This is a genomic window from uncultured Lutibacter sp., assembly GCF_947493565.1.
GTDB lineage: Bacteria > Bacteroidota > Bacteroidia > Flavobacteriales > Flavobacteriaceae > Lutibacter > Lutibacter aestuarii.
The window spans coordinates 106843-123803 of the sequence record NZ_CANLRG010000008.1 but is presented as its reverse complement, the minus strand read 5'-3'; the positions used below and the strand labels follow the sequence as shown (position 1 = coordinate 123803).

Here is a 16961-nt window from a genome sequence, read left to right as displayed (position 1 = left end):
AGAGGTTAATACAGTAAATAAATTAATTCAATTTTCATTCTACTTTCTTTGTTTGATGCACTATCATATATTGAAAGTTTATCAACTGATTTATTATTATTAGGCATTTGAAATAATAAAGCATAGTTGGTTAAATAAGTACTTGTTTGAATTTCCTCAATAAAAGAAGTAATATCTGCTGAATAATAATAATCAAAATTTAATTCTTCATCATAAGATTTTAAGGTAGCATAAAGAGGATTACCATCAGGTCCAATTACTTGTTTTATAATTCTGTTTTTATTATCGATAATAAGAACTTTAAGAGAATCTATTGCTGATATTTTTGAACCATGATTATCGGGATTAGGATACATTTTCAAAGTAGCATTCATTACCGTTCCACCATTTTCACTTTCAAGGGAAGTTAAATCCCTAATGAAGGGAACTTCAAGTCTCATATTGAGACTTGTACCTGCTTGAATATACATTTGATTATTAGTATCTATACTTGGTAAAATATATTCACTATCTGTTATAGGGCTTAATAAGGTGGAGCTTTTATTATTTGAAATATTATTAAAAATTTCACGAATTTCAAAATCTATAAAGCGATCATTGTCAGAATTTAGACCATCATCTAAAGTATAATACATTCTTATTACTGAAGCACCCAACTCGCTATTAATACGAGTTTTAAAACCTAGGACATTATTACTAGTTTTATTAGGAATAATTGTAATCCCTTTAAATATTTTTTCTAGATCATTTATATTTTCAATTGTTTTATTTTGAATTTTTTTGAAAATATTTTCACCAAAACTATGATTTAAGATTATATTGATGGAGTCTTTTTTATTAGGGTAAGGAATGAATGATTTTTCCCCTAATATTTCATCCTTGAAATTTAAATATGACGTATTGTAAAATTGTGTTTGATCTTTGTCTTTAGGCTCAAAATCATCAATAATTTCATGTACGTTATAAGATAGTGGGTTAATTGTATCACCATAATAATACCTATCATAACGTAAAATAAGTGCAATTGAATCATAAATTGAATTTTCATCAATATAAAATTCTTTTGGAGCTAATGTAAAATAACTTTGTGATTTTAAATCTCCGAATTCATGATCTTTAATGGCTCCAATTAATATTCTATTTGTTCCAGAAGTTATTATAGAATCAGATTGAATTGTTGCGGTAAGTAGGGTTAAAGTATCAATTAGGACAAGTTTAGAGTCTAAATTAATAAAATCTTCCCCAACTAAATATTCTTTAGAATCATCATTGCAAGATATTAGAATACAAAACCCTATAAATAACAAAATTATAGTATTTCTCATTATTTTTTTTGGCAAATGTATTTTAAAGGTAAAATTTTAAATAATAAAATATATAAAATTTAAAAAAGCATCTACAAAAGCGTTAATTAAATGTTAAAGTGCTGATTTACAATACTTATGAAGTTTAGTAGAAGAAGTATGTAGGTAGGTAGATAGATTTTTGCAGTTTGTATATCTTATTATCCTTAATTAAATGGTACAACATATTTTTGTGTCATAATAATAAGTTTTAGATCAATGTACTTAAGGTTAGGGGTATTTTTATTAATGATTGTTTCAACTAAAGGTAAAGCTCAAGAAGTTGAAACTTTTGAAGCTAATATTAGTTCGACACTTAACAACTCCAATTCAGTTGGATTCAAAAACGCTTCCATTACTATTAATTTACCCCTTTCTTTAAAAAAAGGAATATTAACCAACAGCTTATTATTTTCAAATTATAATTTAGATTATAATTCAGATGAAACTATAAAAACTAATACTATTGAAAATCTTAAAACCTTTAAATATTCATTAGGATATTCTCATCTAATTAATAATAAATGGAGTATTAAAACTAGGATTTCTCCAACAATATCTTCAAATTTTGAATCTGAATTAACCATTGATGACTTTTTTATTAATGGTAGTTTGATTTTTAACAGATTGAATAAAAATAATCACATTCATATAGGAATAGTTTATAATACTAGTTTTGGAACAAAAAAGGCAATACCAATTTTAAGTTATTCAAGAAATTTGAATAATTCTGTTTCATACACATTAGGAATGCCAATTACAAAAATTGAATATTTCATTAATAAAACAAATAGTGCAAACCTTTATTTAAAGCCAAAAGGATTTTATTCAAATATTAGTGATAATTTAATTTTTGACGCAAATAAAAATGGTGATAAAATAAAATATCAATCGATGCTGTCTGGGTTTAAATATTCTCATGATGTTGATGAATTTTGGAATTTATCTTTTGATATAGGTTATCAATTTTCTTCAAAATATGAGTTGTTAAATAATAATAAAAGCGTCTATAAATTTAAAACAAATGATAGCTTTTTTATTGGGTTTAATTTGAAATTAGATTTATTATAAAATTAAAAATAAAGTTTATGAATTTAAAAAAAATGATTTTTAAAAGCACTATACTATGTATATTGATAGTTCTAGTAAGTTGTTCAACAGATGATGATGATGATATGGGAAATTGGTTAGAAAGTTCATCTTTTGATGGATATTCAAGAGCTAATTCTGCTGCATTTGTTATTGGAAATAAAGGATATATTGTTGCTGGTTACGATGGAGATGATTATATGTATGATTTATGGGAATATGATAAAGATGGAGATTATTGGGTTCAAAAAGCGGATTTTCCTGGAGTTCCTAGAACAGCCGCAGTAGGTTTTGCACTTAACGGAAAGGGGTATTTCGGGACAGGTTATGATGGAGATGACGAATTAAAAGATTTTTGGAGTTATGACCCAGTCTCTAACTCATGGATACAAAAAGCAGATTTTGGAGGTACAGCTAGAACAGGCGCTATTGGTTTTTCAGTCTCTGACAAAGGTTATATAGGTACGGGATATGATGGTAGCGAACTTAAAGATTTTTGGCAATACAATGACATAACAAATGAATGGACTCAATTATTAGGATTTGGAGGTAACAAAAGAAAAGATGCAACTGTATTTGTAATAAATGAAAAAGCATATATAGGAACTGGGATACAAAATGGAGCGTATCAAAATGATTTTTATGAATTTGATGGAATTTCTGAAACTTGGAAGCGTTTAAAAGATTTAGATGATGAAGATGAAGATTACGTAATATTATTATCAAATGGGGTTGGTTTTTCTTTAAATGGTTATGGATACATAACAACAGGTGAAGCATCAGGTATTACAACTAATTTATGGGAGTACAATCCCTTAACAGATACTTGGGAGGATAGACCTAGCTATGAAGGAACTGCAAGACAAGATGCTGTAGCCTTCTCTTTTTCTGATAGAGCATTTGTTTTGATGGGTAGAAGTGGAAGCTACTATTTTGATGATAATTGGGAATATCGTCCTGATTTAGAAAGTGATTTAGACGATTAAATACTGTTGTGATTGTTTGTAAAGTTATTAAAGTAACCCATAAATTCCATATGAGGATGCTTAAATAACTTTTATTTTTAAGAATTCAATTTTATTAAACTTTATTTTATAATTTTTTAAATGAAAAAATATGTAATTATTATAGTATTAGTGTTATTATTTATTCTTAAATTTTATAATACATTTGAAACAAAATATCATTTAGAAACTTTTAAATTAACTAATGGTTGGGGATATAAAATATCAACTAAGAATAAAATAATTATTAAACAAGATATTATTCCAGGGATAACAGATAACAAACCTTTTAAAACTGAAAAAGAAGCAAAAATTATAGGAGAATTGATAATTGATAAATTAGAACATAATAAAATACCAAGTGTTACTAAAAAAGATCTTGAAACTAAAGGAATTATATTTGACTAATTTTTACTATTATTGATTTAATATATAACAAACTATGGGATGTTTAATATAAAAAATGCACCTTCAGTTATTTTACATTTACTATCTTGGTTGATTGTAGTTCTAATTGTTTTAAGTGCTTTTTATAACAAATTTAACTATTTACCCAACGATGATTTTTTTTATTATAGATTATTTTTAAACATAGTTATATTTTATTTGAATTTCAGCTTTTTAGTTCCAAAATTATTACTTAATAAAAAAATTGGATTGTACATATTTACTTCATTTACTTTTTTTTTATTTTTTTTATTTATTTATTTAAATGTTTTACCTTCTATTAAACTGATTTCTAACGTTGAAAAATTTTCTGATTTTCAAAATAAAAAACTTTTTTTTGAAGGCTTTATTCAAGGAATTGTAATTTTTTTATTATTTGCGATTAGTTTAAGTATTAAATTATCAATGGAATGGTATAAAAATGAAAAAATTAAAAATTTAATAGAAACTCAAAAACTTAATGCTGAATTATCGTTTTTAAAATCACAATTAAATCCTCATTTTTTATTTAATTCATTAAATAGTATTTATTCTTTGGCTAATAAGAAGTCAGATCTTACAACTGATGCAATAATCACATTAGCTGAATTAATGCGCTATATGGTTTATGAAACAAATAAAGGACTTGTTTCTTTACAAAATGAAATTGATTATATAAAAAATTATATTTCTTTACAAAATTTAAGGTTAAAGGATTCAAGTGGAGTTCGTATTAATATTCAAGGAAACCTAGATCATAATATTGAACCATTGCTACTCATTACATTTATTGAAAATGCTTTTAAATATGGAACAGATTTTACAGGAAAAACATTTGTTGATGTAAGAATTATTGTTGAAGGAAATAATTTAAGCTTAAATGTTAGTAATTATATTTCTCAAAAAGAAAATAGTAATTTTAGTTCAGGAATTGGACTAGAAAATATTAAAAATAGATTAAATTTATTGTATCCAAATTCTCATAATTTAATCATTGAAAAATCTAATAACTTATTCAATGTTGCGTTAATCTTAAAATTAAAAAAGTAATGAGATGTTTAATAATAGATGATGAACCATTGGCAATTGAATTGTTGGAGGATTTTATATCTAGAATTTCAAGTTTACAATTAATTAGTAGTTGTTCCAATGCATTTGAGGCTGTTACAGTTATTCAAAACAACAAAATTGATTTAATATTCTTAGATATTGAGATGCCTGACTTTACAGGAATTGAATTTATGAAGTCTTTAAAAATAACTCCTTTGATTATTTTTACAACTGCTTATTCTCATTACGCAGTTGAAGGATTTAATTTAAACGCGCTTGATTATTTGGTTAAACCTATACCTTTTCATCGTTTTTTGAAAGCTGTTAGTAGGGCACAAGAAATCTACTTATTAAAAAATGAGGAAAGGGAAGTTGACATTGAGAAAAAAAACTTTCCAAGTTTTATTTTTGTGAAATCTGAATATGAAAATATAAAATTAAATTTTGAAGATATAAAATATTTTGAAGGTCTTAAAGATTATATAAAAATATTTACGGTTTCACATAAGCCAATATTAACATTAAGTAACTTTAAAAATATTGAAGAAAAATTACCAGAAAATTTATTTATTAGAGTACATAGGTCATATATTGTTTCATTTAAATATATAAAATCTGTACAACGAAATAGAATACTTATTGATGAGATAAGAATACCAATAGGGCAAAATTACAGAGAGGAATTTATAAGGAGAATTGGAGTATAATTTTTTTAATATAATTTAAATTTTATTGGTTTAGAGTGTATAAAGTATAAGTAATCGTGGTGATTAATCCAATCAAAAAAACAAAGACTGATAAGGTTAAAATTTTTTGTTTTATAGAAATAACTTTTCCTAAAAAATAGAGATCATCTATCATCTCATCATAAATATTTTGCCCTCTCTTCATGATGCGTTTGAATTCTTGTTTGAATTCAGTTAAAGAATTTTTCGAAAAATTTTCAGCATATAAAGCCCCTTTATAACCACTTTCATTAAATGACTTTCCAAAGTAGCGGTGAGGTAACATACTAAGTAGAGCAAAAATCATTGATAGCATACTACTGATTACCAGTATTTTGGATCCCAAGTTAATTATAATATCTCTAGTGTCATAACTTACAAAGTGAAGGCCAAAAAATAAAGAGGTTATTATAGAATTTACTGTTAAAATAATTTTGGCTTTATTATCAACCATATTTAAAAGTGTATAATGATTTCTTGAAACATTTCTAAAAAGAGTTTGTACGCCACGAGCATCAAATTTTTGTAACTTTTCTTTTTTTACTTTTAATAAATCAATTTTATTTTCTTCGTTTTTCATATTTTGTAATTTTCATGTCACACAGTTTTTCTGCTTCCTCAATTATTTTGAGTTTATTATGATATGAAATTTTTAAATCATCTAAAACAGTAGGTTTTGTTATTATTTCTTTAACTAAAATCACATTATTTTTAATGAGTTGTATTTTTTCATTCTTTTTTAAAGATGTTAAAACAGTGATAGGATACAAACCAAATTCATCAATATTTTTTCTTATTCCATTATTTTTAGGGTAATCCCAAGACAACATTTTTAGGCCAATACAATTACCATAATTAATGGCATCTTGGGTAAATCTTGTATTAGTCACTAACCAACCTTGTTTTAGATGAGTTTTGTTTTTCACATTTGAATTCCACTGTTTTTGAATATCCCAAAATCTGGAATTAATATATAATGGAACTTTAATATTACTTACGGCTTTTGAGTTCGAATGAAACTTACACTCAATGGCATAAGAATTTCCATTTTTTTGTGCTAGAATATCAATTTCATGTGTAACACATTCACCGTTTAATGTAACACCGACTTTAGTTTTAAAGCCTTTTTCTTTTAATAAAGCCCCTACTAATTTTTCGAAAGGGTATCCTGTTGGTCCTAAATCAAATAAGGCTTTTTTTAAGCTATATTTTGAAGCGGATACATTATTGATTTTTTTTAATATAAAAAAAGCTTTTTCATAGATTACATCAGAAGAAATATTGTTATAAATCATAGGATGTACACTTTTTATTATTGTACTAACTTCTTGATTAGACGCACCACAATTTTTTAATGACTCTTCAAGTTTTTGTATCTCAAATGGTTCTATTTCTCCTGAACTTTTTTTGACAGATATTAAATTTTTTTGCATGTTTTTTTATTTTAATACTTATAAAAATAATTTCAGGAATTGTTAATAAGTTTGCCATCGGTCATTTCAATAATTCGGTTGGAGGCTTTGGCAAAATCATTATCATGAGTTACTGCAATAATAGTTTGTCCAAATTCTTGTGATAATTGGTGAAATGTTTCAAGAACAATACTTGTGTTTTTACTATCTAAATTTCCTGTAGGTTCATCACACATAATAATTTTTGGATGATTAATTAAAGCTCTTGCAATAGCAACTCTTTGTTGCTGTCCTCCAGAAAGTTTAGATGCTGGTTTTAAGGCTTGGTTTTTTATTCCTAAAAGATCTAGCTTTTGATAAGCCTGTTCTTCTATTTCTTTGGAAGATAATATTCCTAGTTTTAGTGCTGGAATCATAACATTTTTTAAGCATGAAAACTCAGGAAGGAGATAATGAAATTGAAATACAAATCCAATATTTTTATTTCTGATAGTAGCAAGATTATTAGGTTTTTGTCCGGTAATTTTTTCTTCATTTATAAATAATTCTCCTTTGTAATCTGTATCCATTGTGGAAAGAATATATAATAAAGTTGATTTCCCACTACCAGATTTTCCAACCATCGTAATAAATTCACTGTCAAATATTTTAAACGATATATCGTCTAAAGCTTTAAACTTTATTGGTTGGTAAAAAATTTTACTTATTTTTTTGGTTTGAAGAATAACTTTTTTTTCCATTATTTTCTAAATATTTCAATGGGATCAATTTTGGCAGCTCCAATTGCAGGAAAGTAGCCAGCCCCTAAAGTGATTAAAACTCCTAGGATAGCACCAATTATAAATATCGGAGTCTCGTAGCCGATAGGGAAATATTCTCTATCGCCACCAATATAAATACCGCTCACAAGTTTAATTAAGCCAGTAGCCATTAATAGTCCAAATGATGTTCCTATAATTCCCATAATCAACGATTCTTTTAAAAAGATATTTATCACATCTTTTCCCGAAAATCCTGTTGCTTTAAGAATGGCAATATCATTTAGTTTTTCTTTGATAGTCATATTGATGATATTATAAATTCCAAAAGCTGCAACTAATAAAATAGCCAATGAAATTGAACCGAACATAACCTGCCTTGTTTTTTTGTTAGACATTGATTGTTCATTTGCAGACTGCCAGTCTTCTACTTTATAAATTGTTGAATTTTGTAGTTGTTTTGAAAATTTAGGAGCGTCGTTTGGGTCTTCAATGTTTACCAAAATATCGGTCAAATAGCTTGAGCTTTTTTTCATTAGCTGTTGTGAAATGGCTAGATTTATATATGATTTTGTTAAATCAATATTAGAATTACTAGTTTTAAATATACCTTCAACTTTCATCATTTTTACCACTCCAATTGAGGAAGTAATATTTATATTATCATGTAATTGAATGTTTAACTTTTCGGCAATCCCTACCCCAATCAATATTCCATTAGGTGTTGACATAAGGTTTCTAACATTTCCAGCCAACATAGTAGATTGTATATCAAACATAGCGTTGGCCTCCAAAATATTTACTCCGGAAGAAACTCCATTTATTTGAGAGATCCCATTATTATAAAAAATATTAACAGAAACCTGCGGAGTTACGGTAACAATATCGTCTTGTTTTTTTAAATCGGCTATAATTTTTTCAGGATTAACAAGTGTATTAGATAAATTGGCAATTTTGGGATTAATTATAATTGTTGTGTAGTTTGGTTTTATTTGTTTTATTAATGGTCTGCTTAAAGTATCATCTTGATATATTCTTAAATGAGGTTCAGCTTTAAATAGTGCTTCGTCAGAATAGCGGTTAAAACCAACAACTAATGAAATCATAAAAATAAATATTCCTATCCCTACAGTTACACCTAAAGCAGCTATTATGGTTTGCTTTTTGCGTGTAATTAAATGTGTATAAGCAATTTCTGAATTTATATTTAGTTTCATTTTGTCTTATCTGCTATAATTATGGTGTTTTCATCTAACCCGTTAACTATTTCTGCCCAATCATTAGAAATAAAACCTGTTTCAACAATTGTTTCAGAGCCACCTTTTAATTTAACTTTATTGCCATATCCAAGATAATTTCTCGGTATAACCAAAACATTATTTTTACTTTCAATAATAATATTTCCTTGAAGTTGCGTTCCAGAAATATTAAAGTCTAGTTCACTTTCAAATACTACTTTGCAATAAAACGATTGTGTTTGTTCATCAAATGATGGATATATTTCGGTTACAATTCCATTGTAATTTTTCTGTAATTGTGTATTTAGTTGAATGATTACTGTTTGCCCAAGTTTTACTTTTGAAATATTACTTTCATCAACACTTAATAAAGCATACAATTTTTCCTCATTTCCTATCACTGCGATAATATCTCCTTTTCTAATATAATCTCCTAATTCTTTTTTCAATTCATATACTTTTCCACTAACAATGGCTTTTATTTCATTGTATTTTTTAGAAACATTATTCGCATCTTTTTGAGATTTTTGTATAATTAATTGTTGATCTGCTTGTTGCTTAAGTAGTTTGTAATTCTCTTTAAGTGATAGGAAATTGGTTTTAGAATTCTCTAAGTTTAAAGCAATGTTTTCATACTCCAACTTTGAAACACTGTTTAATTTATATAATTTTTTATAGCGGTTTTCTTGTTTTTCATCCTGAATAAGTTTTTGTTTGGCAAGTTCAAGATTAATTTCCGCTTGTTTAAGGGCAGGTGCATTTGGATTTGTGTTGGCAGCTGCAATGGTTAATAATTTATCAGCACTTTGGGCGTTAATAATGCTTTGTTCATTATCAACAATAGCCAATAGTTGATTTGTAGTTACAATATCTCCTTCATTAATATTCAAATTTTTGATATATCCATCAGACAATGAAGTTAAATTATATTGATTCTCTGGCACAAGAACTCCCGAAGCAAAAACAGTTTCGATAACGTCTTTACGAATTGGTTTGGTTTCAGTTATTTGTTTTCCGCAAGAACCTATTAAAATCAGGCTTGTAAAAAAGAAGATGGTTTTTATTGAATCTCTCATTGTATAGAATTGTTAATTTCAATTTTTGATTTTGTATATAATAAATTTGCCAAAGAAGCACTATAATTAAATCTGCTGACTAACATATCGTCAAAAGCAATTAGAAGTTTATCAGAAGAAAGAATAGAAGCGTTAAATTGATTTAATGCCATTTGATAATTTTCTTCTTTTAACAAAAAAATTTGTTTAGCTGTTTTAAATTGAGAATAGGCTTTTTCATAGTCTAAAATCAATTGAATATTAGCAATCTCATTTTCTTGTTTTGTATGTTCAGCTTCTAATTCTAAAATTGTTTTATTTATTTTAGCACTTTTTGTAAGTGTAAACTTATTAATATCAGGAAACGGCATGCTTAGTTTTAATCCAATATATTGAGAGTTTACCCAATTACTGTTTGGGTCAAAAAATTCATTTTTACTGTTCTGCTGCCAACCATCATAAGCCACAATAGAAACGATTGGGTATTGGACCAATCTATTTGCTCTCAAATCCTCTTTGGCTAAATCGGCTTTTAACAATGATGATTTATGTTTTAATTGATTGTTTACTTGTAGCCCAATTTTATATGACTGGTTATAATTTGCATTTTCAGTAATGGAGAGCTCTTCATTTTGTGGAATGTCACAAAGAACTTTAAGAGAGTAATACTGTTGGTTGAGAGATATTTCTAATTGTTTTAGCTTATCTTCTAAAGAAAGTTTGTTTATGGTAGCATCATTTAAATCTTGTTGGCGTACAATTCCTTCGGTATATTTATTTTGCATGATGGCTTGTAAAGTATCGGCTGTAAACAGGTTTTTTTGAGAGATTTCAATTTGTTCTTTTAAAGAAATAATATTGTAATAGCTTGCTGAAATGGATTCAAAAAGTGCTTTTTTTACAATCAAATTGTCTATATCGGTAAGTTTAGAATTAATTTTAGCACTTTTTAACTTTGACCAACTTATAGGGTTGATAAGGTCTATTTGAGGAGAAAAATTCAAATTTCCTTTGAATTTCTGTCCAGTTGTTACTTCTTTAAAAGTACCAGGCTCACCTCCAAATGCTTCTGAAGGAAAATATGTAATAGGTAATTTAACATTGTTTGTTAATGAAAAAGAAGTTTGCATTCTAAAATTTACCAAACCAGCTTGTGCAGATATTTTTTGCCATTTTGCTAAAAGAACTTGTTGTTCTCCAGTTTTTATTTTAAAACTATAGTTTTCGGCATATTTAAAAAGGGAATCAACTGAGTTAAACTCCAATTTTTTTTGAGCGATTAAAAACAGGTTAGCTAAAAGAAAAACAAAGAGCATTAAAATTTTTTTCATTTTATTATATTAGATTTATTGATTCTAAAAAATTTTATAATTTTTTGATGATTTATTATGAGGTTTTAATCATTTTTAATTTTTAGAATCTTAGTATTTCGGTCATTATGCCGAATCGAATAATATCAATTTGTTTATTGAAATAAATATTGTAATAATCCATACCATGGTAAAATTGGACAAACAATCCTATGTCTTCCAAAAATTTTGGATGATAGTAAAATGTTAGGCGAGCATTTAACCTTTTTATATCAAAGGTATCTTGATTATTTATATTATCTAACATCAAGCTAGTTTCAGCCTTTAATGAAAAATTTGCCTTTCGACTTTTACTAGCCCCATCATCTATAGGAAGTTTATAGGCTATAAAAGTATTGTGCCAACGTAATCCGCTGTATTTCCCCTGCATTTCATCAAGCATCCAGCTTTTTGGGTGCATTTCAATAGAACTTTTAAAAAACTTGAAAGCATTTAAACGTTTGCTAAAAGATGATTTGATTAGGCCAAATTCTACAAAATTAGTGGCAAAGTTTCCAGTCATCAAATTTACTTCTCCATCTTCTTCATTATAGAAAGTTCCATTTTGGCCATTTGAATGGTGTGCGAATCGACCGAACAACGTCAGTTTCTTTGAGGCTAGCTTGTTTCCTGTTAAAAAATAAAGTGTGAGTTGTGGTATATAGCTAGGCGTTCTTACAGGATACGAGGTTTCATCATACATCCTGATAATAATTTGGCTTGTAAGGACACCCATTAATTTGGAATCCTTACGTTCCCGAATTTTAAAACTTGGACTTACATTTGCTTCAAACATAAGCGGTTCTATATTTCCGAAATCAAACGGAAACGTTACATAGCTATCGCCTTGATTAATCTGTGCCATTTTATCCAAATTAAGGATTGATGTGGCATCCCCATTTGTTTGCGCCAGCGCAACGTTTGCGACAAAACCAATGATAAACAGTAGACGACTAGCTAATTTCATTACAGATAAATTACTTTTATAACTTTTTGAATATCAGATTTTACTAGAAAACTCGCTTTAGAAAAATTAGGGCGATTTGACATTCCAATGGATTCATAATTTGAAAATCCTATGCCTTCACTTGGAATTGGTAGAAGAAATTTCTTGTCAATTTTACCATTTTTATTTTCATCATGTAAAATATTTACAGCATAACTTCCTTTTGGTAAATTTGTAAAAGTATAAGTAGTAGTATTATCTTTATCAATTATAGAAACTCCCTTTTTAAAATATTTTTTATATTTTTCATCAGGAATGGAACCATCTTTATTGTATAATGCAAAGATAACTTCTCCATTAGAGTTTCTAAGCCCTTCTGCTTTTACTGTTAAGGAATACGTTTTTTCAATTGTTGATGTGTTAAAAGACAACATGGAAAAAATAATTATTACAAATAGCGTTTTTTTTATCATTTTTAATTCGTTTTTTTATAACTCCAAACGGCTAAACCATTCATAATTACTGCATAAAAGAGTGTTTTTATTAATAGAGGTATGATGTCTACAAAATTTGATCCTTTTAGCATTACCATTCTCATAATTTCTACAAAATATTTTATGGGGTTAAATTCAGTTAAAATTTGTGCCCAATACGGCATACTCTCAATTGGAGTAAAAAGCCCACTCATTAAAATAAAAATTACGATAAAAAACCAGGCAATAAACATGGCTTGCTGTTGTGTATCGGTAAAATTTGAGATAAATAGTCCCATACCCAAAATAACCAAAAGATAAATTGCTGTATAAAAATAAATCAACCAAAGACTTCCTACCATAGGAGTATTAAATATGATTTTTGAGATAACAAGTCCTATGGTTAATAAAACAAATCCAATAATCCAAAAAGGGAACAACTTACCAATAATAAATTGAGATTTTTTTATTGGCGTTACGTTCATTTGTTCTAATGTTCCTATTTCTTTTTCTCTTACTATATTCATTCCAGATAGAAATAAAGTAATCATAGAAACTAATAAAACCAGAATACCAGGAACCATAAATGTTTTATAATTCAATGTAATGTTATACCAAAAGGAAGGAATAGACTCAATAATTTTAGTAGAACTTTTGTTTTCTGTTGGGGTTGATAATGATATGGTAATATTTTTGTTAAATGTTTGTACAATTTGATTGATATATACACTTTGTACTCCTGCTGCTGCCCCATCAATTGCATTTATTGTTATGGAAAGATCTGTATCTTTATGATTTGATAATTGACGTTCAAAATTAATTGGAATTTCTAAAATTACTTCGACTTCTCCTTTTGACATTGCCGCCTTAGCTTCCTTTATTGAAGAAAAATTAGATATCACATTAAAGTATGTAGAAGCATCAAATTTTTCAATTAACAATCTTGAATTTGAACTTTTATCATTATCAATATAAGAAAATTTTATATTTTTTATTTCAAAAGTTGCAGCATTTGATAAGATTAATAGTTGTAGTAGAGGTAATATAAAAATAATAGGTAACATCCCTTTATTTCTAAATATTTGCTTGAATTCTTTTTGAACGATGTATAAAATTGTATTCATTTTTCTCTTGAAATTATTTGTTTAGAATAGAGAAAATAGTTCTCTCTATTCTTTTAAGTCAATATTATTCCAGTCTAATTTTATATTTTTTAATGCTTATAGTTATAAAAATTAGAGTCATAAATAATATGATTAGAGTTTCTTTCCAAATAAAACTCAACCCAACTCCTTTAAGCATGATTGCTTTAATGATGATGATGAACCATTTTGCAGGAATTATATGACTAATAACTTGTAATGGGAAAGGCATGCTTGAAATTGGAAAAATGAACCCTGAAAGTAAAATTACAGGTAGCATTAATCCCATTAATGAAATCATCATAGCAGTTTGTTGTGTAGAAGAGATTGTAGAAATTAAGATCCCCAACGATAATGCATTTATGATGAATAACACACTTTCAAATCCCAGTAAAAACAAACTTCCTTCAACTGGCATTTTAAATATGAAAATACTGAGTAAAACAATAACTACAGCGTTAATTACTGATAAAAATATATAAGGGAATACTTTACCCAAAATAACTTGAAATGGTTTTATTGGAGATACTAACAATATTTCCATTGTACCCATTTCTTTTTCTCTAGTGATGGATATTGAAGTCATCATTGCCGAAACCAACATTAATATAACTGTCATTACTCCAGGTACAAATGTGAAAACACTTTTTAGCTCTGGATTGTAAATTAGCCTAGTTTCAGGATTTATTTGAGGAGAATGTTTAATTTGATGATTAATTACCAATTGGTAGTTTTTCAAAATTGAACTAAGATAATTGTTAATAGTGTTAGCTGTGTTTGGATCTGTTGCATCGGTAATTATTTGAACCGTAGTTTTATTTTCTTTTGTTAGCTTTTCGCTAAAATCCTTATCGAAAATTAAAACAGCTTTTACTTTTCCTTTTTTGAATACCGTTTCAATCTCTTTATCATTTTTAATGATTTGCTTATTGGTAAAATATTTTGAAGCTGAAATTTTATTAATAATTTCTTGAGTAGTGACATCTTTTGATTTGTCGAAGAACGCAATATCAACGTTGTTAATTTCATTAGTAATAGCGAAACCAAAAAGCATTACTTGTGCAATAGGCATTCCAAAAAGAATGAATAATGAGCGCGTATCTCTAAAAATATGGTAAAATTCTTTTTTTATAAATCCGGTAAATCGTTTCATATAGCTATATTGTTATCATTTAGATTGAAACGAAGGGCAATCTAAATTTTTAAATAGGAGATTGCCAAACTTCATTATGTTAAGTTCTCAATGACATTTCAATTATTATTTTTCTTTATTTTTACTCGATATTTCGTGCCAATTTTAAAAACACATCATTCATAGAATTTACTTTAAACTTTTCCTTTAGTTTTTTGGGAGTATCTAGAGCTTCAATTTTTCCCTCAACCATAATTGAAACACGATCACAATATTCAGCTTCATCCATATAATGTGTGGTGACAAAAACTGTAGTGCCATTGTTGGACGCTTTATAGATCATTTCCCAAAATTGCCGCCTAGTGATTGGATCAACACCTCCTGTTGGTTCATCTAAAAAAACAATTTTTGGTTCGTGTAATAACGCTACAGAGAATGCTATTTTCTGTTTCCAGCCCAATGGCAAAGATCCAACTAGTTCATTCACAATATTCTGTAGACCTAATTCTTCCACTAACAATTGTCTTTTTTCTTCAATCTTCTTACGAGACAAGCCGTAAATTCCTCCAAAAAATGTGATGTTCTCTTTCACAGTCAAATCGTCATATAAAGCGAATTTTTGACTCATATAACCAATATTTTTCTTTATGTCTTCAGAATTCGTAAAAACGTCAAAATCGGCTACTTTTGCATTTCCAGAAGTAGGGCTTGAAATTCCAATAAGCATTTTCATAGCTGTAGTTTTACCAGCCCCATTGGCGCCAAGAAAACCAAATATTTCACCTCTTTTTACTTCAAAAGTAATGGCATTTACGGCAATAAAATCGCCAAATTTTTTAGTTAAATTCTCAACTTGGATTACATTAGTTTCTATCATCGTTTTAATTTATGTCAAGTAGATGTTTAGATATTAGATTTATTTAGCTAACTCCATAAAGGTGTCTTCAATTGTAGTTTCTGTTGGCTGAATAATAATATTATTTAATCCTTTGTCTTTTAAAAACTGAAAAAGCTCTTTAGTGTCAAAAGCATCTCTTTTGTCGGTATAATGAACAAATTCACCAAAGGGATAAACACTATAACTATGTTTATACTCTTTTAAAGCTAACAGCAGTTTATAAATATTATTAGCCTTTATATCGTAGATTGTTGTTGGAAAATGTTTTACAATTTCTTTAGGGTCATCTATTTGTAATATTTTGCCATTCTGAATTAAGGCTATTCTGTCGCATAAAGCGGCTTCATCCATATAGGGTGTAGACACTAATATTGTAATGCCTTTTTGTTGTAAGCGTTTTAACATTTCCCAAAATTCTTTTCTTGAAACTGGATCAACACCTGTGGTTGGTTCATCTAAAAACAGCACTTTGGGTTTGTGGATTAATGCACAGGATAAAGCCAGTTTTTGTTTCATTCCTCCAGATAATTTCCCTGCTCTTCTATTTTTAAAAGGCTCAATTTGGATATAAATGTCTTTTATTAAATCGTAATTTTCTTCAATGGTTGTTCCAAAAATGGTAGCAAAAAAAGTTAAATTTTCTTCTACAGTTAAATCCTGATACAATGAAAACCGACCAGGCATATAACCTACATTACTTCTTATCTTTTTATAGTCTTTTATAACATCAAATCCAGCAACTTTGGCAAATCCCTTATCTGCAAATAATAAAGTAGTAAGTATTCTAAAAATAGTTGTTTTTCCTGCTCCATCAGGTCCAATTAACCCAAACAACTCACCTTTTTTAACTTCAAAAGAAACGTCATTTACCGCGATTACTTGATTGAATGATTTATTGATATTTTTTATGATAATACTCAT

At 27.6% G+C, this 16961-nt stretch carries 18 protein-coding genes; 5 read left to right on the top strand and 13 right to left on the bottom strand.

What is annotated here, in order from left to right; genetic code table 11:
- Nucleotides 1-5: 5 nt before the first annotated feature.
- Entirely contained in the window at nucleotides 6-1325 is a 1320-nt protein-coding gene (locus Q0714_RS11420; protein ID WP_298265138.1) for a DUF4270 family protein, read from the bottom strand.
- 237 nt (nucleotides 1326-1562) lie between these two features.
- Here Q0714_RS11420 and Q0714_RS11415 point away from each other — a divergent pair, with 237 nt between their 5' ends.
- The 5 genes from Q0714_RS11415 to Q0714_RS11395 all read left to right on the top strand — a co-directional run bounded on the left by Q0714_RS11415 (nucleotide 1563) and on the right by Q0714_RS11395 (nucleotide 5619).
- On the top strand, nucleotides 1563-2414 hold the full coding sequence (locus Q0714_RS11415; RefSeq protein ID WP_298265136.1) for a DUF6268 family outer membrane beta-barrel protein: 852 nt from the start codon (nucleotides 1563-1565) through the stop codon (nucleotides 2412-2414).
- Nucleotides 2415-2431: 17 nt separating this feature from the next.
- Nucleotides 2432-3418: a kelch repeat-containing protein gene (locus tag Q0714_RS11410; RefSeq protein ID WP_298265134.1), complete on the top strand. Its 987-nt coding sequence runs from the start codon at nucleotides 2432-2434 to the stop codon at nucleotides 3416-3418.
- Nucleotides 3419-3538: 120 nt separating this feature from the next.
- Nucleotides 3539-3844: a DUF4907 domain-containing protein gene (locus Q0714_RS11405; protein ID WP_298265132.1), complete on the top strand. Its 306-nt coding sequence runs from the start codon at nucleotides 3539-3541 to the stop codon at nucleotides 3842-3844.
- Between the two features lie 39 nt (nucleotides 3845-3883).
- Nucleotides 3884-4912 carry a sensor histidine kinase gene (locus Q0714_RS11400; RefSeq protein ID WP_298265130.1) on the top strand — a complete coding sequence of 343 codons (1029 nt, stop codon included), beginning with the start codon at nucleotides 3884-3886 and terminating at the stop codon, nucleotides 4910-4912.
- Nucleotides 4912-5619 (top strand): LytTR family DNA-binding domain-containing protein, encoded by a 708-nt coding sequence (locus tag Q0714_RS11395; RefSeq protein WP_298265128.1) that lies wholly within the window; start codon nucleotides 4912-4914, stop codon nucleotides 5617-5619. The genes Q0714_RS11400 and Q0714_RS11395 overlap by 1 nt, the downstream gene beginning before the upstream one ends.
- A gap of 22 nt (nucleotides 5620-5641) precedes the next feature.
- Here Q0714_RS11395 and Q0714_RS11390 read toward each other — a convergent pair whose 3' ends face one another.
- The 12 genes from Q0714_RS11390 to Q0714_RS11335 all read right to left on the bottom strand — a co-directional run bounded on the left by Q0714_RS11390 (nucleotide 5642) and on the right by Q0714_RS11335 (nucleotide 16961).
- Entirely contained in the window at nucleotides 5642-6217 is a 576-nt protein-coding gene (locus Q0714_RS11390; protein ID WP_298265126.1) for a Pycsar system effector family protein, read from the bottom strand.
- The gene (locus Q0714_RS11385; RefSeq protein WP_298265124.1) at nucleotides 6198-7070 is read right to left on the bottom strand and encodes a restriction endonuclease; all 873 of its coding nucleotides are present in this window, start codon (nucleotides 7068-7070) and stop codon (nucleotides 6198-6200) included. The genes Q0714_RS11390 and Q0714_RS11385 overlap by 20 nt, the downstream gene beginning before the upstream one ends.
- 32 nt (nucleotides 7071-7102) lie before the next feature.
- Entirely contained in the window at nucleotides 7103-7789 is a 687-nt protein-coding gene (locus Q0714_RS11380; protein ID WP_298265122.1) for an ABC transporter ATP-binding protein, read from the bottom strand.
- Nucleotides 7789-9024 carry an FtsX-like permease family protein gene (locus Q0714_RS11375; protein WP_298265120.1) on the bottom strand — a complete coding sequence of 412 codons (1236 nt, stop codon included), beginning with the start codon at nucleotides 9022-9024 and terminating at the stop codon, nucleotides 7789-7791. Before Q0714_RS11375 ends, Q0714_RS11380 begins: the two co-directional genes overlap by 1 nt.
- The gene (locus tag Q0714_RS11370) at nucleotides 9021-10121 is read right to left on the bottom strand and encodes an HlyD family efflux transporter periplasmic adaptor subunit (RefSeq protein ID WP_298265118.1); all 1101 of its coding nucleotides are present in this window, start codon (nucleotides 10119-10121) and stop codon (nucleotides 9021-9023) included. The genes Q0714_RS11375 and Q0714_RS11370 overlap by 4 nt, the downstream gene beginning before the upstream one ends.
- On the bottom strand, nucleotides 10118-11431 hold the full coding sequence (locus tag Q0714_RS11365) for a TolC family protein (protein ID WP_298265116.1): 1314 nt from the start codon (nucleotides 11429-11431) through the stop codon (nucleotides 10118-10120). The genes Q0714_RS11370 and Q0714_RS11365 overlap by 4 nt, the downstream gene beginning before the upstream one ends.
- 82 nt (nucleotides 11432-11513) lie before the next feature.
- On the bottom strand, nucleotides 11514-12416 hold the full coding sequence (locus Q0714_RS11360; RefSeq protein WP_298265114.1) for a hypothetical protein: 903 nt from the start codon (nucleotides 12414-12416) through the stop codon (nucleotides 11514-11516).
- Nucleotides 12416-12868 carry a DUF2141 domain-containing protein gene (locus tag Q0714_RS11355; protein ID WP_298265112.1) on the bottom strand — a complete coding sequence of 151 codons (453 nt, stop codon included), beginning with the start codon at nucleotides 12866-12868 and terminating at the stop codon, nucleotides 12416-12418. The genes Q0714_RS11360 and Q0714_RS11355 overlap by 1 nt, the downstream gene beginning before the upstream one ends.
- Before the next feature lie 2 nt (nucleotides 12869-12870).
- Complete coding sequence (locus tag Q0714_RS11350) at nucleotides 12871-13992, bottom strand: ABC transporter permease (RefSeq protein ID WP_298265111.1); 1122 nt, start codon at nucleotides 13990-13992, stop codon at nucleotides 12871-12873.
- Nucleotides 13993-14056: 64 nt separating this feature from the next.
- On the bottom strand, nucleotides 14057-15163 hold the full coding sequence (locus Q0714_RS11345; RefSeq protein ID WP_298265109.1) for an ABC transporter permease: 1107 nt from the start codon (nucleotides 15161-15163) through the stop codon (nucleotides 14057-14059).
- A 121-nt stretch (nucleotides 15164-15284) separates the two neighbouring features.
- Entirely contained in the window at nucleotides 15285-16019 is a 735-nt protein-coding gene (locus Q0714_RS11340; protein ID WP_298265107.1) for an ABC transporter ATP-binding protein, read from the bottom strand.
- 39 nt (nucleotides 16020-16058) lie between these two features.
- Nucleotides 16059-16961 carry an ABC transporter ATP-binding protein gene (locus Q0714_RS11335; protein ID WP_298265105.1) on the bottom strand — a complete coding sequence of 301 codons (903 nt, stop codon included), beginning with the start codon at nucleotides 16959-16961 and terminating at the stop codon, nucleotides 16059-16061.